This window comes from Alteriqipengyuania sp., from assembly GCF_964222115.1.
Classification (GTDB): domain Bacteria; phylum Pseudomonadota; class Alphaproteobacteria; order Sphingomonadales; family Sphingomonadaceae; genus Alteriqipengyuania.
On record NZ_CAXQBM010000010.1, the window covers coordinates 1 to 16,282 of the forward strand.

The window sequence follows — 16,282 nt, forward strand, 5'->3', positions numbered from 1 at the left end:
TTCCGATCTCAGCTGGACGGCGCGATCCTGGTGGTGTCCGCTGCCGACGGCCCGATGCCGCAGACCCGCGAGCACATCCTGCTCGCCCGTCAGGTCGGCGTCCCGGCCATCGTGGTGTTCCTGAACAAGGTCGACCAGGTCGACGACGAGGAAATCCTCGAGCTGGTCGAACTGGAAGTTCGCGAACTGCTGAGCGCGTACGACTTCGACGGTGACAATATTCCGATCGTCAAGGGTTCGGCTCTGGCCGCTCTCGAAGGTCGCGACGACAACATCGGCAAGGATTCGATCATCGAGCTGATGAAGGCCGTTGACGAGCACATCCCGCAGCCCGACCGTCCGGTCGACCAGGCATTCCTGATGCCGATCGAAGACGTGTTCTCGATCTCGGGTCGCGGTACGGTTGTGACCGGCCGTGTCGAAACCGGCATCGTGAACGTTGGCGACGAAGTTGAAATCGTCGGCATCAAGGACACCACCAAGACGACCGTGACCGGCGTCGAAATGTTCCGCAAGCTGCTCGATTCGGGCCAGGCCGGCGACAACATCGGTGCCCTGATCCGCGGTGTTGGCCGTGAAGAGGTGGAGCGTGGCCAAGTCCTCGCGAAGCCGGGTTCGGTTACCCCGCACACCGAATTCAGCGCCGAAGTCTACGTGCTGTCGAAGGACGAAGGTGGCCGTCACACGCCGTTCTTCGCCAACTACCGCCCGCAGTTCTACTTCCGCACCACCGACGTGACCGGCGAAGTGATCCTTCCCGAAGGCACCGAAATGGTGATGCCGGGCGACAACGTGACCATCTCGGTCAAGCTGATCGCACCGATCGCGATGGATGAAGGCCTTCGCTTCGCAATCCGCGAAGGTGGCCGCACCGTCGGTTCGGGGGTTGTCAGCAAGATCACGGCGTAATATAGGCGCCTCCACCGGCGGGGATTCGTTTTCCCGCCGGTCGGAATTCACGGGGGCCGCCCCTCACCGGAGACTTCGGTTTGGTGGGGCGGTTCCTTTATTTTTGGGCTTCGGCCCTCGGCTCTTTCGCATTGGTAGACTTAGGACATGGACGCACAGAATATCCGTATTCGCCTCAAGGCCTTCGATCACCGCGTGCTCGACCAGGCAACGGGCGAGATCGCGGATACGGCCCGCCGCACCGGCGCGCTTATTCGTGGACCCATTCCTCTGCCGACGCGCATTGAGAAATTCACCGTGAACCGCGGCCCGCACATCGACAAGAAGTCGCGCGAGCAGTTCGAGGTGCGCACGTACAAGCGGCTGCTCGACATCGTGCAGCCCAACGCCCAGACGGTCGACGCGCTGATGAAGCTCGATCTGGCTGCGGGCGTGAACGTGGAAATCAAGCTGGCCTAAGCTGGTTTGTTCGTGCGGCGCCCGCCGCACGGGACATAGAGATACCGCCGGATTTTATCCGGGCTGCGTCTCCCGTCTCGCGCTCCATGCCTTAGCGGCAAAGAGCGCAATCAGCCCGGACGGGGCGATGCATCGAAATTCTGGGCTGGGGTCGAGTGAGAGCGATCCATCAAGCACCTCGGATGGGCCGGGGTGCCTCTGTTTAGGAGTTTTACGATGCGTACTGGCGTAGTCGCCAAGAAAGTCGGGATGACCCGCCTGTTCCAGGAGGATGGCCGGCACGTGCCCGTTACCGTCCTCGCGCTGGAAGGCTGCCAGGTCACCGGCACTCGCACACAGGACCGCGACGGCTACTGGTCCGTCCAGGTCGGTTCGGGCGAAGCAAAGCAGAAGAACGTCAACAAGCCGCAGCGCGAAGCCTTCGCGAAGGCGGAAGTCGGGCTGAAGATGAAGGTCGCGGAATTCCGTGTCGAGAGCGAGGAAGGTCTCCTTCCCGTCGGCGCGACGATCACCGCCGATCATTTCATCGCCGGCCAGAAGGTCGACGTGCAGGGCTACACGCAGGGCAAGGGTTTTGCCGGTGCCATGAAGCGCTGGGGCTTCGGCGGTCTGCGCGCCACGCACGGCGTTTCGCTGTCGCACCGTTCGCACGGTTCGACGGGTAACCGCCAGGATCCGGGCCGCGTCTTCAAGAACAAGAAGATGGCCGGCCACATGGGTGACCGCCTGCGTACGCAGCAGAACCTCGAAATCGTCCGTACGGATGCAGAGCGTGGCCTGCTGTTCGTGAAGGGCTCCGTGCCCGGCGCGAAGAACAGCTGGATGCTGGTTGCCGACGCGGTGAAGCTGCCGATGCCGGCCGATGCGCCGTTCCCCGGTGCGATGCGTCGCAACGCCGACGAAACCAGGTCGGACGATGCCGATGCCGGTCTGGTCGAGAGCGCGGCGGAGCACGAAGTGCACACCGAAGTGACGCCCGAACAGCAGGAAAAGCTGATGCAGCAGCAGGATGCCGGCGCAGAGACCGACGGCACCGAAGGCAAGGAGTCCTGATCGTGAAGATCGCGGTACAGAAAATCGACGGCGGGAAAGCCGGCGAGATCGAGCTCAACGACGCCGTTTTCGGTGTCGAGCCTCGCGCCGATATCCTTCACCGTGTCGTCACGTGGCAGCTGGAAAAGCGCCGCGCGACTGCCCGCCCGACGCGCGAGCGTTCGGACGTGGCACGCACGGGCAAGAAGTTCGGTCGCCAAAAGGGTTCGGGCGGCGCTCGCCACGGCGATCGCGGCGCTCCGATCTTCATCGGCGGCGGCAAGGCACACGGCGCGCGCAAGCGTGACTTCGATCCTTCGCTGAACAAGAAGATCCGTTCGCTCGGCCTGCGCATGGCGCTCTCGAGCAAGGCCAAGGATGGCCTGGTCGTGGTCGACAGCCTGGAGCTGAAGGACGCCAAGACGAAGGCGCTGAAGGGTCACTTCGACAAGGCTGGCTACAACGGCAAGGTGCTGTTTATCGATGGCGACGCCGTCAACGACGGTTTCCGCCTCGCTGCAGGCAACCTGCCGGGCGTCAACGTGCTGCCCGCGATGGGCGCCAATGTTTACGACATCCTGAAGCACGACACGCTGGTCCTCACCAAGGATGCGGTCGAAAAGCTGGAGGCGCGCTTCAATGGCTAAGAAAGACGCAATCGACGCGCGGCACTACGACGTGATCCTTGCGCCGCACATTACCGAGAAGAGCACGCTCGCCTCGGAGAACAACGCGGTCGTGTTCAAGGTGTCGAACGACGCCACCAAGCCGCAGATCCGCGACGCAGTGGAAGCGCTGTTCGACGTGAAGGTCGCCGGCGTGAACACCATCGTCACCAAGGGCAAGACCAAGCGCTGGAAGGGCAAGCCCTACAAGCGGACCGACGTGAAGAAGGCGATCGTCACCCTCAAGGACGGCGATAGCATCGACGTCACGAGCGGCGTCTGAGGAGCTAGGACAGGACCATGGCACTCAAGAACTACAAACCGACCAGCCCGGCCCGTCGCGGCCTGATCCTGGTCGACAAGTCCGGGCTCTACAAGGGCAAGCCGGTCAAGGCGCTTACCGAAGGCAAGCGCAAGACGGGCGGTCGCAACAACAAGGGCCACGTCACCAGCCGCGGGATCGCGGGCGGTCACAAGCAGAAGTATCGGTACATCGACTTCAAGCGCCGCAAGTGGGACGTGGAAGGCACCGTGGAGCGGATCGAATACGATCCCAACCGCACTGCCTTCATCGCGCTGATCAAGTATGCCGACGAAGAGCTGGCCTACATCATCGCTCCGCAGCGCCTCGCCGTTGGCGACAAGGTGATCGCGGGCGAGAAGGTCGACACCAAGCCGGGCAATGCGATGCCGCTGGGCAACATGCCGGTCGGCACCATCATCCACAATGTGGAGATGAAGCCGGGCAAGGGTGGCCAGATCGCACGTTCGGCCGGTGCCTATGTGCAGCTGGTCGGTCGTGACCGCGGGATGGTGATCGTTCGCCTGAACTCGGGCGAGCAGCGTTACCTGCGTTCGGACTGCATGGGCACGGTTGGCGCGGTCTCGAACCCCGACAACCAGAACCAGAACTTCGGCAAGGCCGGCCGTACGCGCTGGAAGGGCCGTCGTCCGCTGACCCGCGGTGTTGCCAAGAACCCGGTCGATCACCCCCACGGCGGTGGTGAAGGCAAGACCAGCGGTGGCCGCCATCCGGTGACCCCGTGGGGCAAGCCGACCAAGGGCGCCCGCACCCGCAAGAACAAGCAGACGGACAAGATGATCATCCGTTCGCGCCACGCGAAGAAGAAGAGGTAATCGCACATGGCTCGTTCCGTTTGGAAAGGTCCGTTCGTGGAACTCAGCCTTCTCAAGAAGGCAGAGGACGCACAGGAAAAGACCAGCACCGCGCCGATCAAGACCTGGTCGCGCCGCTCCACCATCCTGCCGCAGTTCGTTGGGCTCACGTTCAACGTCTACAACGGCCACAAGTTCATTCCCGTGTCCGTCTCGGAAGAGATGGTCGGCCACAAGCTCGGTGAATTCGCGCCCACGCGCACCTTCCCGGGCCACGCCGCCGACAAGAAAGGCAAGCGCTGATGAGCAAGCAGAAAGCTCCGCGTCGCGTCGCCGATAACGAGGCGCTGGCAGTCGGCACCACGATCCGTGGGTCGGCCCAGAAGCTGAACCTCGTTGCCGAGCTGATCCGCGGCAAGAAGGCCGAAGAGGCGATGAACATCCTCGCCTTTTCGAAGAAGGCGATGGCCAAGGACGCGAGCAAGGTGCTCGCCTCCGCGATCGCCAATGCCGAGAACAACCACGACCTGGACGTGGACGCCCTCGTGGTGGCCGAAGCCAGCGTCGGCAAATCGATCACCATGAAGCGCTTCCACACGCGCGGTCGCGGCAAGTCGACCCGCATCCTGAAGCCCTTCAGCCGCCTGCGCATCGTCGTGCGCGAAGTCGAGGACGCATAAGATGGGTCAGAAGAGCAATCCGATCGGTCTGCGTCTGCAGATCAACCGCACCTGGGACAGCCGCTGGTACGCCGAAGGGCGCGACTATGCCAAGCTGCTCAAGGAAGACATCGAGATCCGCAAGTACATCGTCGACACGCTGCCGCAGGCCGCGATCTCGAAGGTGGTTATCGAGCGTCCGGCCAAGCTGTGCCGCATCTCGATCTATGCGGCCCGCCCCGGTGTCATCATCGGCAAGAAGGGCGCCGACATCGAGAAGCTGCGCACCAAGCTTTCGCGCATGACCGAAAGCGAAGTGAAGCTGAACATCGTCGAAATCCGCAAGCCGGAAATCGATGCCAAGCTCGTCGCGCAGGGCATTGCCGACCAGCTGGTGCGCCGTGTGGCCTTCCGCCGTGCGATGAAGCGCGCCGTGCAGTCCGCGCTGCGCTTGGGTGCCGAAGGCATCAAGATCGTGTGCGGCGGCCGCCTTGGCGGTGCCGAAATCGCCCGCGTGGAATGGTATCGCGAAGGCCGCGTTCCGCTCCACACGCTGCGTGCGAACGTCGACTATGCCGAAGCCGAGGCGCTGACCGCCTACGGGATCATCGGCATCAAGTGCTGGATCTTCAAGGGTGAGATCCTCGCCCACGATCCGACCGCGCAAGACCGCCTGATGATGGAAGCGCAGACTTCCGGCGTCCGGCCCGCGCGCTGATTGCAGGATTAGGAAAAAGCCATGCTGCAACCGAAACGAACCAAGTACCGCAAGGCCTTCAAGGGCCGGATCAAGGGCAATGCCAAGGGCGGTACCGAACTGAACTTCGGCTCTTACGGGCTGAAGGCGATGGAACCGGAGCGTATCACCGCCCGCCAGATCGAGGCCGCGCGCCGTGCGATCACGCGCCACATCAAGCGCCAGGGGCGTCTGTGGATCCGCGTGTTCCCGGATGTGCCGGTGTCGAAGAAGCCTGCCGAAGTCCGGCAGGGTAAGGGCAAGGGCTCGGTCGAATACTGGGCCGCGCGCGTGAAGCCGGGCCGCATCCTGTTTGAACTCGATGGCGTGGCGGGTCCGCTCGCTGCCGAAGCGTTCGAGCGTGCGGCGATGAAGCTGCCGGTCAAAACCAAGGTTGTCGCTCGCCTGGGCGACAGCTCGCACCTGGGAGGCGACCAGTGAGCACCACCGAAGATCTTCGCGCCAAGAGCGACGACCAGCTGACCGCGGAGCTCACCGAGCTCAAGCGCGAAGCGTTCAACCTGCGCTTTCAGGCCGCGACCAACCAGCTCGAGCGTCCCGCTCGCGTACAGGAGGTCCGCCGCACGATCGCGCGCATCAAGACGTTGCAGGGCGAGCGTGCTCGCGCTGCTGCCAAGGCCTGAGGAGAGACCTATGCCAAAGCGTATTCTGATCGGTACGGTCACCTCCACGAAGACCGACAAGACCGTGACCGTGCTGGTCGAACGGAAGGTGAAGCACCCGCTTTACGGAAAGATCATCCGCCGTTCGAAGAAGTACCACGCCCACGACGAGCAGAACGAGTACCAGCTCGGCGACATCGTGCGGATCGAGGAAACCAAACCGATTTCGAAGACCAAGACCTGGGCCGTGAAGGACCGGGTTGTCTCGGGCGGTGTGCAGGCGGTCGAAGCCAACCTGGACGTGGCCGAAGCCACCCCCGGCGCGGCAGACTAAGTTAGACGTTTTAGGAACTGCCAGACTGGTTCTGGCAAGCCATTGAGAAGGAACCGGATCGATGATCCAGATGCAGTCCAATCTCGACGTCGCGGACAACAGCGGCGCCAAGCGTGTCCAGTGCATCAAGGTGCTGGGCGGCTCGAAGCGCCGTTTCGCGAGTGTCGGGGACGTGATCGTGGTTTCCGTGAAGGAAGCCCAGCCGCGTGCCAAGGTGAAGAAGGGCGACGTGCACCGCGCGGTGATCGTTCGCACCAGGAAAGACGTGCGCCGTCCCGACGGCAGCGTGATTCGCTTCGATTCCAACGCGGCCGTACTCGTGAACAAGAGCGAAGAGCCGATCGGCACCCGTATCTTTGGCCCGGTGGTGCGCGAACTGCGCGGCCGCGGGTTCATGAAGATCATCTCGCTCGCACCGGAGGTGCTGTAATGGGCATGGCGAAGATCAAGAAGGGCGACAATGTCGTCGTGCTTTCGGGCAAGGACAAGGGCAAGACCGGTACGGTCGCCAAGGTCATGCCGAAGGACGGCAAGGTCGTGGTGGAAGGCGTCAACATGATCGCCCGTCACCGCAAGCCCGACCAGAGCAACCCGCAGGGCGGCATCGATCGCTACGAAGCGCCGATGCACATCGCGAAGGTCGCGGTGGCCGATCCCAAGGACGGCAAGCCGACCCGCGTGCGGATCGAAGAGCGTGACGGCAAGAAAGTGCGCGTCGCGGTGAAATCCGGGGAGACGATCGATGGCTGATTATAGCCCCCGCATGAAGTCGAAGTACGAGGACCAGATCGTCAAGGCGATGACCGAGAAGTTCGGTTACAAGAACCGCCTTGAAGTTCCGCGCCTCGAAAAGATCACGCTCAACATGGGCGTGGGCGAAGCCAGCCAGGACAAGAAGAAGGTCCAGGTTGCTGCTGAGGAAATGGCGCTGATCGCGGGCCAGAAGCCCGTCATCACCAAGGCCAAGAAATCGATCGCGCAGTTCAAGTTGCGTGAAGGCATGCCGATCGGCTGCAAGGTCACCTTGCGCCGCGATCGGATGTTCGAATTCCTCGATCGCCTGGTGACGGTTGCGATGCCGCGTATCCGCGACTTCCGTGGCCTGAACCCGAAGAGCTTCGATGGCCGTGGCAACTACGCCATGGGCCTGAAAGAGCAGATCATCTTCCCCGAGATTTCCTACGACCAGATCGAGAAGGTCCGGGGCATGGATATCATCGTGACCACCACCGCGAAGACCGACGAAGAAGCGCGCGAACTGCTGCGCCTGTTCGGTTTCCCGTTCCCGGCCGAAGCAAAGGCCGACGAAGAGAAGGAAGCGGCGTAAGCCGCTTGAGGAGAGCTTAAGTCCAATGGCGAAACTGAGTTCCATCAACAAGAACGAGAAGCGCAAGGCTCTCGTCAAGAAGTACGCGGACAAGTACGCGAAGCTGAAAGCTATCGCGGACGACAAGGACGCCGACGAGACCGAGCGCCTGATGGCCCGGCTCAAGATGGCCGAATTGCCGCGCAATGCGAACCCGACCCGGGTGCGCAACCGCTGTTCCACCACTGGCCGCCCGCGCGGCTACTACCGCAAGTTCGGCATCAACCGCATCGAGCTGCGGAATCTGGGCAATAAGGGCCTGATTCCCGGCCTGACCAAGTCGAGCTGGTGAGGATTAGACAATGGCGATGACCGATCCCCTGGGTGATATGCTCACCCGCATCCGCAACGGCCAGCAGGCGAAGAAGGACTCCGTCCTGTCGCCGGCGTCCAAGCTGCGCGCGAACGTGCTCGAAGTGCTCCAGCGCGAAGGCTACATTCGTGGTTACAGCGAAGACGACAGCGGCAAGCACAAGGCGCTGCGGATCGAACTGAAATATTTCGAAGGCGAACCTGCGATCAAGCATGTCGCCCGTGTGTCCAAGCCGGGACGGCGCATCTATTCGGCCAGCCGCGAGCTGCCGACCGTGCGCAATGGCCTTGGCATCACGATCGTCTCGACGCCGCGCGGCGTGCTCTCCGATGCGGAAGCGCGCAGCCAGAACGTCGGTGGCGAAGTGCTGGCGGAGGTGTTCTGATGAGCCGCATTGGCAAGAAGCCGGTTGCGATCCCGAGCGGGGTCGAAGCCAAGATCGACAATGGCACCCTTTCGATGAAGGGTCCGAAGGGCACGCTCACCATGGGCCTGTCCGACCTCGTCGAATACAAGCTGGAAGACGGCTCGATCGCGGTGAACCCGGTCAATGATACCAAGCCTGCACGCAGCCACTGGGGCATGCAGCGCACGCTGGTTTCGAACCTGGTCGAAGGCGTGACCGAAGGCTTTTCCAAGACGCTGCAGATCAGCGGTGTCGGTTATCGTGCGCAGGCGCAGGGCAAGAAGCTGAAGCTTCAGCTCGGCTATTCGCACGATGTCGATCTGGATGTGCCCGAAGGCCTGAAGGTGGAAACGCCCGATCAGACCACGGTCATCATCAGCGGGATCGACAAGCAGTCCGTCGGCCAGTTCGCCGCAGAGATCCGCCGCTGGCGCAAGCCCGAGCCGTACAAGGGCAAGGGCATCAAGTACCAGGGCGAATATATCTTCCGCAAGGAAGGGAAGAAGAAGTAAGATGGCAAAGCTTTCTCTCTTTGAACGCCGCCGCCAGCGCGTGCGCACCGCGCTCCGCAAGCATGCCGGTGGCAAGCCGCGCCTGTCGGTCCACCGCACGGGCAAGCACATCTACGCGCAGATCATCGACGATGCGGCGGGCAAGACGCTCGCCAGCGCATCGACGCTGGGCGTGAAGGGTTCGACCGCGAATATCGACGCCGCCAAGACGGTCGGCTCGAACATCGCCGACGCCGCCAAGAAGGCCGGCGTGACCACGGTCGTGTTCGATCGCGGCGGGTTCCTGTTCCATGGCCGCGTCAAGGCGCTGGCCGATGCCGCTCGCGAAGGCGGGCTGGAGTTCTGATGATGGCTGACGACAAGAAAACCCCGGAAACGGAAAACGAAACCGCCGCGCCGGAAGCTGAAGCCAAGACCGAAGAGGTCAAGGCCGATGCGGAAACGCAGCATGCCGTGACGAAGGAAGAGCCCGCCGTGGCCGATACTCCGTCCGAAGCGGCCGACAACCAGTCGCCCGCGCAGGGTGAGGCAGGCAAGCCGCAGGAACGCCAGGGCCGTGGTGGCCGTGGCGGTGGCAACCGCGAAGGCGGTGGCCGTGGGCGTGGTCGCGGTCGTGACGATCGTCGCGGCAAGCGCGAGGAAGAAGACGACGGCATCATCGAAAAGCTGGTGCACATTAACCGCGTCTCCAAGACGGTGAAGGGCGGTAAGCGCTTCGGTTTTGCTGCGCTGGTCGTCGTCAGTGACGGTCAGGGCCGGGTCGGCTTCGGCCACGGCAAGGCGCGCGAAGTGCCCGAAGCGATCAGCAAGGCCTCGGCCGCTGCGCGCAAGCACATGATCCGCGTCGCGCTGAAGGAAGGCCGCACGCTGCACCACGACGGCAAGGGCCGTTTCGGTGCCGGCAAGGTCACCGTGCGCACCGCGCCTCCGGGTACCGGCATCATCGCCGGTGGTCCGATGCGCGCCGTGTTCGAAAGCCTGGGTGTGGCCGACGTGGTGACCAAGTCGGTCGGCACCTCCAACCCCTACAACATGATCCGCGCCACCTTCGATGCGTTGCAGGATCAGAGCTCGCCCAAGTCGGTGGCTCAGCGTCGCGGCAAGAAGGTTGCCGACCTGCTGGCCCGTGGCGGCGCGAGCGAAGCCGAAGCCGAGGCGGATGCCGCGGCGGTAGTGGAGTAATCATCGATGGCTAAGATCAAGCTGAAGCAGATCGGTTCGCCCATCCGGCGTCCCGAAAGCCAGAAGAAGATCCTGATCGGCCTGGGCCTTGGCAAGATGCACAAGGTCGTCGAACTGGAAGACACCCCCGAAGTGCGCGGCGCGATCAAGAAGCTGCCGCACATGGTAGAGGTGGTCGAAGGCTAAACCGCCCTCGACAGGAATTGACGGCGGCGGCCCGCTGGTAGTAGCGGGCCGTTTCCATTTTATCAGCGCGAAGAAAAGCGAAAGCGAGTGCACCATGGCATTTAAACTCAACGACATCAGCGACAACGAAGGCGCCCGCAAGGATCGCATGCGCGTGGGCCGGGGCATCGGCTCGGGCAAGGGCAAGACCGCGGCACGCGGCCAGAAGGGCCAGAAGAGCCGTGAAGGCGTGGCCATCAAGGGCTTCGAAGGCGGCCAGATGCCGCTCCACATGCGCCTGCCGAAGCGTGGCTTCAACAACCCCTTCGGGAAGGACTATGCCGAGGTAAACCTTGGCATGGTGCAGAAGTTCATCGACGCCAAGAAGCTCGACGCCAAGAAAGACATCGATCACGCGGCGCTGAAGGCTGCTGGCCTTGCGCGCGGTGGCAAGGATGGCGTCCGCCTGCTCGGCAAGGGCGAGCTGACCACCAAGGCGACCTTCACGGTTGCCGGTGCCAGCAAGGGCGCGATCGAAGCGGTCGAGAAGGTTGGCGGCAAGGTCGAAGTGATCGCTGCGGCACAGCCGGAAAGCGAAAAGAAGTCGGCCCGCACGGAAGCCAACAAGGCCTCCAAGAAGGCTGGCAAGAAGGCCGGTTAACAAGCATTTGGGGTGCGGGGGTTCGACATTGAGCCACCCGCATCCTATCTACTGCGCGACGGGGGCGGCCACGGGCCGCCGACAAATGCAGGATCGATAATTTCCCATGGCATCACGCGCCGATAACTTCGCCTCCAATCTGAGCTTGGCGAACTTCTCCAAAGCCACCGAGCTGCGCCAGCGCATCTGGTTCACGATCCTTGCGCTGATCGTGTTCCGCTTCCTCAGCTTCGTGCCGCTGCCGGGCGTCAACCCGCAGATCCTGGGCGAGCTTTACGACCAGACGCGCGGCGGCGTGCTGGACCTGTTTAACACGTTCTCCGGCGGCAGCCTGGAGCGTATGAGCCTGATCGCGCTGGGCGTGATGCCCTACATCACCGCCTCGATCGTGGTGCAGATGGCTTCGGCGCTGCATCCCACGCTGATGGCGCTGAAAAAAGAAGGCGCGACCGGGCGCCAGAAGCTGAACCAGTATACCCGTTACGGCACGGTGTTCCTGTGCGTGATCCAGGGCTATTTCCTTGCCACGGGTCTCGAAAGCTATGGCGCGCAAAGCGGGCTGCAGGCCGTGGTGGACCCGGGCATCATGTTCCGCGTCGGCGCGGTCATCAGCCTTGTCGGCGGCACCATGCTGCTGCTGTGGCTGGGCGAGCAGATCACTGCCCGCGGCATCGGCAACGGCGTTTCGCTGATCATCATGGCGGGCATCGTCGCCCAGTTCCCCAGCTTCACGAGCAACATGTTCGAAGGCGGGCGGACAGGCGCAATCGGTGCGGGTGTCATCATCGGCTTCATCGTGATGATCGTGGGCCTGATCCTGTTCATCAGCTTCATGGAGCGCGCGCAGCGCCGCCTGCTGATCCAGTATCCCAAGCGGGCGACGCAACGCGGCATGATGCAGGCGGATCGCAGCCACCTGCCGCTCAAGATCAATACTGCGGGTGTCATCCCGCCGATCTTCGCCAGCTCGTTGCTGCTGCTGCCGCTCACCATCAGCCAGTTCGCCGGTAACTCGGTCGATCCCGATGGCACGATGGGGTATGTCATCAACCAGCTGAACTTCTACCTCCAGCATGGCCGGCCGCTCTACATGGGGCTGTATGCCGTGCTGATCATCTTCTTCTGCTTCTTCTACACCGCCGTCGTGTTCAACCCCGAGGAGACGGCAGACAACCTGAAGAAGAACGGCGGGTTCATTCCCGGCATTCGCCCGGGCAAGCGCACGTCGGAATATCTCGATTATGTGCTGACGCGCATCACCGTGGTGGGTGCCGCCTACCTGACGCTGGTCTGCGTGCTGCCGGAATACATGATCGCGCAGACGGGCATCCCGCTGTTCCTTGGTGGCACCAGCCTGCTGATCGTCGTCAATGTGACCGTGGATACGATCAGCCAGATCCAGTCGCACCTGCTGGCGCACCAGTATGGCGATCTCATCAAGAAGGCCAAATTGAAGGGGCGGTTGCGCTAGCGTAGCCTGTCGGCCTCAGGGCCGATTGTGTCGAGCGTGCACCGCGAGGGGAACGAGGCATCATGAACATCATTCTTCTCGGCCCTCCCGGGGCAGGCAAGGGGACGCAGGCGCACCGTCTGGTTGCGCAGCACGGAATGCGCCAGCTTTCGACCGGCGACATGTTGCGCGCTGCGGTGAAGGCGCAGACTCCGGTCGGCATGGAGGCCAAGGCGATCATGGATCGGGGCGAGCTGGTGTCGGACGAAATCGTCTCTGCCCTGATCGATGCCGAACTTGCCGCTATGCCCGATGCCACCGGCGCGATTTTCGATGGCTATCCGCGTACCCGCGCACAGGCCGAACAGCTCGATGAACTGCTTGCCAAGCATGGGCGCAAGCTCGACCGCGTGATCGAGCTGCAGGTCGACGAGGATGCGCTGGTCGATCGTATCACCGGCCGCTTCACCTGCGCCAAGTGTGGCGAGGGCTATCACGACCGGCACAAGCAGCCCGCGACAGAAGGCGTGTGCGACAAGTGCGGCAGCACCGAATTTAAGCGCCGGCCCGACGACAACGAGGAGACCGTGCGCCATCGGATGCAGGTCTACCGCTCCGAAACCGCGCCGATCCTGCCTTATTACGAAGAGCAGGGGCTGGTTTCGCGGGTCGATGGCATGGGCTCCATCACCGACGTTACCGAGAGCATCGACGCGCTGATCGCCGACTGACGATCGTCCTTGGCGGTTCCCTTTGGCGCGCGCTCGTGGAATAGCGGTGCGATAATGAGGAGCCATTCGATGATCCGCCCCGCCATTTTCCCTACCCTGATGGCCGCGTCTGCGCTGGCCGCCACCTCCGCGCATGCCGAGGTCGTCGAGCAGTCCGAAACCCATTTCGTCAGCCGTCATGCGGTGGATGTCGCGGCGGAACCGAAAGATGCATGGCTCGCGCTGATCGCCCCGGGTGACTGGTGGAACGATGCGCATACGTGGTCTGCCGACGCCTCCAACATGATGCTCACGCCACAGGCGGGAGGCTGCTTCTGCGAACGCATCCCGGCAGAGGACAAGGGCGAGACAATGGGGCTGGAAGGCAGCGTGCAGCACATGATGGTTGTGCAGGCGGTGCCGCGGAAGGTCTTGCGCATGCGCGGCGGGCTCGGACCTTTGCAGAGCGAGCCGGTCGACGGGGTGATGACGATAACCATGCAGCCGATCGAGAATGCGGATGAAATCGTCGGTACGCGAATCGTGTGGGAATATGTCGTCGGCGGTACGATGCGCTTCGAAGTGCCGCAGATTTCCAAGGCGGTCGACGGTGTGATCGGCCAGCAGGCCCTGGGGCTTGCGGAGAAACTCGGTGGGCCCATGGTGGACGAAGCGGAAGAGCCGGAAGAGGCGAAAAAGCCGAGCGCGTTCGATTCGGCCTTCGGTAGCGGCATGGAAGACGCCGAAGACAGCGGAGCCGACGAAGCAGAGGATGACGTGGAGCTGATTCCAGGGGAAGGGCGCTAGCGGGTCCGGCGCTCAAACGCGTGCGACGAGCCGGGCGCTGTGCGGGGAAAAGCGATTCCGCCGGTTTTGACAGACCCGCTCTCTGGCGATAGATTCCCAACAGTGATTGATTTCGCGAGGCCTCGGGATGCGCCTGCGCGATTAATGCTGCGTAGCTGTTGACGCTGCGCCTCCTCGCGCCTATGTGCGCCGTTCGTCCGATTCAGTGCATCACTGCATAACCGGCCTGGTCTTGTTGCCTGCCGGTTTTCGTCCGTCCCGGATGGCGGTGGCGCAGTGGATCGATGAAACTCGCGATGAGATAGGGGCGGCCCCTCAAAATGGTCATAAGCCCCTGTGGAGCATGGAGAAGTAAGTGGCTCGTATTGCCGGGGTAAACATCCCCACCAACAAGCGCGTGATTATCGCGCTGACCTATATTCACGGAATTGGCCGCACCACTGCGGTGAAGATCGCCGACAAGCTCGGCATTGATCACAAGACCCGCGTGCAGGACCTCACCGACGAGGAAATTCTGCGCATCCGTGAAACGATCGACGAAGAGCATACGGTGGAAGGCGACCTGCGTCGTCAGACCGCGATGAACATCAAGCGTCTGATGGACCTTCGTTCCTACCGCGGCCTGCGCCATCGTGCCGGTCTGCCCGTTCGCGGCCAGCGCACGCACACTAATGCGCGCACCCGCAAGGGCAAGGCAAAGCCGATCGCCGGCAAGAAGAAGTAAGCGCCTTTCATAGCGCTTCCTTCCGTCTCTTCAGCTTTCTTTCCTTAAGGGGAACATCACATGGCACGCGAACCAGGCCGCATCCGGCGCCGCGAGCGGAAAAACATCTCCAGCGGCGTCGCGCACGTGAACGCCAGCTTCAACAACACGATGATTACCATCACCGATGCGCAGGGCAACGCGATCAGCTGGTCCAGCGCAGGGATGATGGGCTTCAAGGGCAGCCGCAAGTCGACGCCCTATGCCGCGCAGGTCGCCGCAGACGATGCCGGCAAGAAGGCCGCCGAACATGGCGTGCGCACGCTTGAAGTCGAAGTGAAGGGCCCGGGTTCGGGCCGCGAGAGTGCGTTGCGCGCGTTGCAGGCGGTGGGCTTCACCATCACCAGCATCCGCGACGTGACGCCGATCCCGCATAACGGGGTTCGCCCGTCGAAGCGGCGCCGCGTCTGATCCGATCCTGCCCGGCGGCGGGAGCTTCTCTCACCGCCGACCATTCTCAGGCCGGACGCGCTTTTTTATAGAAAGTGCCCGGCCACAGCCGATCTTGCATTCCTAGGGGACATCCATGGCCGTCAACACCAAGAACTGGCAGGAACTGAAAAAGCCCACCTCCCTCGAACTGAAGGACTCCGGCAGCGACAAGAAGCGCAAGGCGACCTTCGTTGCCGAGCCGCTTGAGCGTGGCTTCGGCCTGACGCTTGGCAACGCGCTGCGCCGCGTGCTCCTGTCGAGCCTCCAGGGCGCCGCCATCACCTCGATCAAGATCGAGAACGTGCTGCACGAGTTCTCCTCGCTTGCAGGCGTGCGTGAGGACGTGACCGATATCGTCCTGAACGTGAAGCAGATCGCGCTCAAGATGGAAGGCGAAGGCCCCAAGCGGCTGCAGCTTTCCGCGACCGGCCCCGGCGCCGTGAAGGCGGGCGACATTGCCGTGTCGGGCGATATCGAGATCATGAACAAGGATCTCGTGATCTGCCAGCTGGACGAGGGCGCGAACCTCAACATGGAACTGACCGCGGACGTCGGTAAGGGCTATGTCGCTGCGGTACAGAACCGTCCGGCGGATGCGCCGATCGGCCTGATCCCGGTCGATTCGCTTTACTCGCCGATCAAGCAGGTGAGCTACAAGGTCGAGAACGCCCGTGTCGGCCAGGAACTGGACTACGACAAGCTTTCGCTGACGATCGAGACCGACGGCACCGTCACGCCCGAGGACGCGGTGGCCTATGCCGCGCGCATCCTGCAGGACCAGCTGCAACTGTTCATCAACTTCGAAGAGCCAACCGTTGATACGGGTACGCAGACCGAAGAAACCGATCTCGGCTTCAACCCGGTCCTGCTCAAGAAAGTCGATGAGCTTGAACTGTCTGTTCGCTCGGCAAACTGCCTGAAGAACGACAACATTGTTTACATTGGTGACCTTATCCAGAAGTCCGAAGCAGAGATGCTGCGC

At 62.7% G+C, this 16,282-nt stretch carries 28 protein-coding genes; all 28 read left to right on the plus strand.

Translation table 11 applies throughout. The features are described 5' to 3' along the window. A partial coding sequence (gene tuf / locus ACEQXE_RS00950) for an elongation factor Tu (protein WP_370177019.1) occupies positions 1 to 909 on the plus strand: 909 nt, incomplete at its 5' end. A 147-nt stretch (positions 910 to 1,056) separates the two neighbouring features. After that, positions 1,057 to 1,368, plus strand: a complete 312-nt coding sequence (gene rpsJ, locus ACEQXE_RS00955; protein WP_010234663.1) for a 30S ribosomal protein S10 — start codon at positions 1,057 to 1,059, stop codon at positions 1,366 to 1,368. Between the two features lie 216 nt (positions 1,369 to 1,584). Beyond that, on the plus strand, positions 1,585 to 2,421 hold the full coding sequence (gene rplC, locus ACEQXE_RS00960) for a 50S ribosomal protein L3 (protein ID WP_370177020.1): 837 nt from the start codon (positions 1,585 to 1,587) through the stop codon (positions 2,419 to 2,421). A 2-nt stretch (positions 2,422 to 2,423) separates the two neighbouring features. Then, positions 2,424 to 3,047, plus strand: a complete 624-nt coding sequence (rplD, locus tag ACEQXE_RS00965) for a 50S ribosomal protein L4 (protein ID WP_370177021.1) — start codon at positions 2,424 to 2,426, stop codon at positions 3,045 to 3,047. After that, positions 3,040 to 3,348 carry a 50S ribosomal protein L23 gene (locus ACEQXE_RS00970; protein ID WP_370177022.1) on the plus strand — a complete coding sequence of 103 codons (309 nt, stop codon included), beginning with the start codon at positions 3,040 to 3,042 and terminating at the stop codon, positions 3,346 to 3,348. Before rplD ends, ACEQXE_RS00970 begins: the two co-directional genes overlap by 8 nt. A gap of 17 nt (positions 3,349 to 3,365) precedes the next feature. Further along, positions 3,366 to 4,202 (plus strand): 50S ribosomal protein L2, encoded by an 837-nt coding sequence (rplB, locus tag ACEQXE_RS00975; protein ID WP_370177023.1) that lies wholly within the window; start codon positions 3,366 to 3,368, stop codon positions 4,200 to 4,202. Between the two features lie 6 nt (positions 4,203 to 4,208). Continuing rightward, positions 4,209 to 4,484, plus strand: a complete 276-nt coding sequence (gene rpsS, locus ACEQXE_RS00980) for a 30S ribosomal protein S19 (protein ID WP_115493175.1) — start codon at positions 4,209 to 4,211, stop codon at positions 4,482 to 4,484. Further along, complete coding sequence (rplV, locus tag ACEQXE_RS00985; protein ID WP_370177024.1) at positions 4,484 to 4,861, plus strand: 50S ribosomal protein L22; 378 nt, start codon at positions 4,484 to 4,486, stop codon at positions 4,859 to 4,861. Before rpsS ends, rplV begins: the two co-directional genes overlap by 1 nt. 1 nt (position 4,862) lies before the next feature. Then, positions 4,863 to 5,558, plus strand: a complete 696-nt coding sequence (rpsC, locus tag ACEQXE_RS00990) for a 30S ribosomal protein S3 (RefSeq protein WP_370177025.1) — start codon at positions 4,863 to 4,865, stop codon at positions 5,556 to 5,558. A 21-nt stretch (positions 5,559 to 5,579) separates the two neighbouring features. Next, positions 5,580 to 6,017: a 50S ribosomal protein L16 gene (rplP, locus tag ACEQXE_RS00995; RefSeq protein ID WP_370177026.1), complete on the plus strand. Its 438-nt coding sequence runs from the start codon at positions 5,580 to 5,582 to the stop codon at positions 6,015 to 6,017. Further along, complete coding sequence (gene rpmC, locus ACEQXE_RS01000) at positions 6,014 to 6,220, plus strand: 50S ribosomal protein L29 (RefSeq protein ID WP_370177027.1); 207 nt, start codon at positions 6,014 to 6,016, stop codon at positions 6,218 to 6,220. Before rplP ends, rpmC begins: the two co-directional genes overlap by 4 nt. Before the next feature lie 10 nt (positions 6,221 to 6,230). Further along, positions 6,231 to 6,533, plus strand: coding sequence for a 30S ribosomal protein S17 (rpsQ, locus tag ACEQXE_RS01005; RefSeq protein WP_370177028.1), 303 nt, complete (start codon positions 6,231 to 6,233; stop codon positions 6,531 to 6,533). A gap of 61 nt (positions 6,534 to 6,594) precedes the next feature. Beyond that, a complete protein-coding gene (rplN, locus tag ACEQXE_RS01010) occupies positions 6,595 to 6,963 on the plus strand; it encodes a 50S ribosomal protein L14 (RefSeq protein ID WP_115493169.1) in 369 nt (122 codons plus the stop codon). After that, positions 6,963 to 7,283 (plus strand): 50S ribosomal protein L24, encoded by a 321-nt coding sequence (rplX, locus tag ACEQXE_RS01015; protein ID WP_370177029.1) that lies wholly within the window; start codon positions 6,963 to 6,965, stop codon positions 7,281 to 7,283. The genes rplN and rplX overlap by 1 nt, the downstream gene beginning before the upstream one ends. Then, positions 7,276 to 7,860, plus strand: a complete 585-nt coding sequence (gene rplE, locus ACEQXE_RS01020; protein WP_370177030.1) for a 50S ribosomal protein L5 — start codon at positions 7,276 to 7,278, stop codon at positions 7,858 to 7,860. The genes rplX and rplE overlap by 8 nt, the downstream gene beginning before the upstream one ends. Positions 7,861 to 7,885: 25 nt before the next feature. Next, positions 7,886 to 8,191, plus strand: a complete 306-nt coding sequence (gene rpsN / locus ACEQXE_RS01025) for a 30S ribosomal protein S14 (RefSeq protein WP_342531707.1) — start codon at positions 7,886 to 7,888, stop codon at positions 8,189 to 8,191. A gap of 10 nt (positions 8,192 to 8,201) precedes the next feature. Continuing rightward, positions 8,202 to 8,597 (plus strand): 30S ribosomal protein S8, encoded by a 396-nt coding sequence (rpsH, locus tag ACEQXE_RS01030; RefSeq protein WP_115493165.1) that lies wholly within the window; start codon positions 8,202 to 8,204, stop codon positions 8,595 to 8,597. Continuing rightward, a complete protein-coding gene (rplF, locus tag ACEQXE_RS01035) occupies positions 8,597 to 9,130 on the plus strand; it encodes a 50S ribosomal protein L6 (protein ID WP_370177031.1) in 534 nt (177 codons plus the stop codon). Before rpsH ends, rplF begins: the two co-directional genes overlap by 1 nt. A 1-nt stretch (position 9,131) precedes the next feature. Further along, on the plus strand, positions 9,132 to 9,476 hold the full coding sequence (gene rplR, locus ACEQXE_RS01040; RefSeq protein WP_370177032.1) for a 50S ribosomal protein L18: 345 nt from the start codon (positions 9,132 to 9,134) through the stop codon (positions 9,474 to 9,476). Continuing rightward, the gene (gene rpsE / locus ACEQXE_RS01045) at positions 9,476 to 10,312 is read left to right on the plus strand and encodes a 30S ribosomal protein S5 (RefSeq protein ID WP_370177033.1); all 837 of its coding nucleotides are present in this window, start codon (positions 9,476 to 9,478) and stop codon (positions 10,310 to 10,312) included. Before rplR ends, rpsE begins: the two co-directional genes overlap by 1 nt. 6 nt (positions 10,313 to 10,318) lie before the next feature. Continuing rightward, positions 10,319 to 10,498 (plus strand): 50S ribosomal protein L30, encoded by a 180-nt coding sequence (gene rpmD / locus ACEQXE_RS01050; RefSeq protein WP_370177034.1) that lies wholly within the window; start codon positions 10,319 to 10,321, stop codon positions 10,496 to 10,498. 94 nt (positions 10,499 to 10,592) lie between these two features. After that, on the plus strand, positions 10,593 to 11,138 hold the full coding sequence (rplO, locus tag ACEQXE_RS01055; protein ID WP_370177035.1) for a 50S ribosomal protein L15: 546 nt from the start codon (positions 10,593 to 10,595) through the stop codon (positions 11,136 to 11,138). A 106-nt stretch (positions 11,139 to 11,244) separates the two neighbouring features. After that, positions 11,245 to 12,609, plus strand: a complete 1,365-nt coding sequence (gene secY, locus ACEQXE_RS01060) for a preprotein translocase subunit SecY (RefSeq protein WP_370177036.1) — start codon at positions 11,245 to 11,247, stop codon at positions 12,607 to 12,609. 62 nt (positions 12,610 to 12,671) lie between these two features. After that, complete coding sequence (locus tag ACEQXE_RS01065; protein ID WP_370177037.1) at positions 12,672 to 13,319, plus strand: adenylate kinase; 648 nt, start codon at positions 12,672 to 12,674, stop codon at positions 13,317 to 13,319. Between the two features lie 69 nt (positions 13,320 to 13,388). Further along, a complete protein-coding gene (locus ACEQXE_RS01070; RefSeq protein ID WP_370177038.1) occupies positions 13,389 to 14,105 on the plus strand; it encodes an SRPBCC family protein in 717 nt (238 codons plus the stop codon). Between the two features lie 355 nt (positions 14,106 to 14,460). Beyond that, positions 14,461 to 14,829 (plus strand): 30S ribosomal protein S13, encoded by a 369-nt coding sequence (gene rpsM, locus ACEQXE_RS01075; RefSeq protein WP_370177039.1) that lies wholly within the window; start codon positions 14,461 to 14,463, stop codon positions 14,827 to 14,829. A 60-nt stretch (positions 14,830 to 14,889) separates the two neighbouring features. Further along, positions 14,890 to 15,279 (plus strand): 30S ribosomal protein S11, encoded by a 390-nt coding sequence (gene rpsK, locus ACEQXE_RS01080; RefSeq protein ID WP_010234721.1) that lies wholly within the window; start codon positions 14,890 to 14,892, stop codon positions 15,277 to 15,279. Between the two features lie 115 nt (positions 15,280 to 15,394). Beyond that, on the plus strand, positions 15,395 to 16,282 hold an 888-nt coding region (locus ACEQXE_RS01085; RefSeq protein WP_370177040.1), incomplete at its 3' end, for a DNA-directed RNA polymerase subunit alpha.

Bases quoted from the DNA above. Each gene is read 5' to 3' on its own strand.
- rpsJ (WP_010234663.1), top strand. From the start codon at position 1,057: ATGGACGCACAGAATATCCGTATTCGCCTCAAGGCCTTCGATCACCGC.
- rplC (WP_370177020.1), top strand. From the start codon at position 1,585: ATGCGTACTGGCGTAGTCGCCAAGAAAGTCGGGATGACCCGCCTGTTC.
- ACEQXE_RS00970 (WP_370177022.1), top strand. From the start codon at position 3,040: ATGGCTAAGAAAGACGCAATCGACGCGCGGCACTACGACGTGATCCTT.
- rplB (WP_370177023.1), top strand. From the start codon at position 3,366: ATGGCACTCAAGAACTACAAACCGACCAGCCCGGCCCGTCGCGGCCTG.
- rpsS (WP_115493175.1), top strand. From the start codon at position 4,209: ATGGCTCGTTCCGTTTGGAAAGGTCCGTTCGTGGAACTCAGCCTTCTC.
- rplV (WP_370177024.1), top strand. From the start codon at position 4,484: ATGAGCAAGCAGAAAGCTCCGCGTCGCGTCGCCGATAACGAGGCGCTG.
- rpsC (WP_370177025.1), top strand. From the start codon at position 4,863: ATGGGTCAGAAGAGCAATCCGATCGGTCTGCGTCTGCAGATCAACCGC.
- rplP (WP_370177026.1), top strand. From the start codon at position 5,580: ATGCTGCAACCGAAACGAACCAAGTACCGCAAGGCCTTCAAGGGCCGG.
- rpsQ (WP_370177028.1), top strand. From the start codon at position 6,231: ATGCCAAAGCGTATTCTGATCGGTACGGTCACCTCCACGAAGACCGAC.
- rplN (WP_115493169.1), top strand. From the start codon at position 6,595: ATGATCCAGATGCAGTCCAATCTCGACGTCGCGGACAACAGCGGCGCC.
- rplX (WP_370177029.1), top strand. From the start codon at position 6,963: ATGGGCATGGCGAAGATCAAGAAGGGCGACAATGTCGTCGTGCTTTCG.
- rplE (WP_370177030.1), top strand. From the start codon at position 7,276: ATGGCTGATTATAGCCCCCGCATGAAGTCGAAGTACGAGGACCAGATC.
- rpsN (WP_342531707.1), top strand. From the start codon at position 7,886: ATGGCGAAACTGAGTTCCATCAACAAGAACGAGAAGCGCAAGGCTCTC.
- rpsH (WP_115493165.1), top strand. From the start codon at position 8,202: ATGGCGATGACCGATCCCCTGGGTGATATGCTCACCCGCATCCGCAAC.
- rplF (WP_370177031.1), top strand. From the start codon at position 8,597: ATGAGCCGCATTGGCAAGAAGCCGGTTGCGATCCCGAGCGGGGTCGAA.
- rplR (WP_370177032.1), top strand. From the start codon at position 9,132: ATGGCAAAGCTTTCTCTCTTTGAACGCCGCCGCCAGCGCGTGCGCACC.
- rpsE (WP_370177033.1), top strand. From the start codon at position 9,476: ATGATGGCTGACGACAAGAAAACCCCGGAAACGGAAAACGAAACCGCC.
- rpmD (WP_370177034.1), top strand. From the start codon at position 10,319: ATGGCTAAGATCAAGCTGAAGCAGATCGGTTCGCCCATCCGGCGTCCC.
- rplO (WP_370177035.1), top strand. From the start codon at position 10,593: ATGGCATTTAAACTCAACGACATCAGCGACAACGAAGGCGCCCGCAAG.
- secY (WP_370177036.1), top strand. From the start codon at position 11,245: ATGGCATCACGCGCCGATAACTTCGCCTCCAATCTGAGCTTGGCGAAC.
- ACEQXE_RS01065 (WP_370177037.1), top strand. From the start codon at position 12,672: ATGAACATCATTCTTCTCGGCCCTCCCGGGGCAGGCAAGGGGACGCAG.
- ACEQXE_RS01070 (WP_370177038.1), top strand. From the start codon at position 13,389: ATGATCCGCCCCGCCATTTTCCCTACCCTGATGGCCGCGTCTGCGCTG.
- rpsK (WP_010234721.1), top strand. From the start codon at position 14,890: ATGGCACGCGAACCAGGCCGCATCCGGCGCCGCGAGCGGAAAAACATC.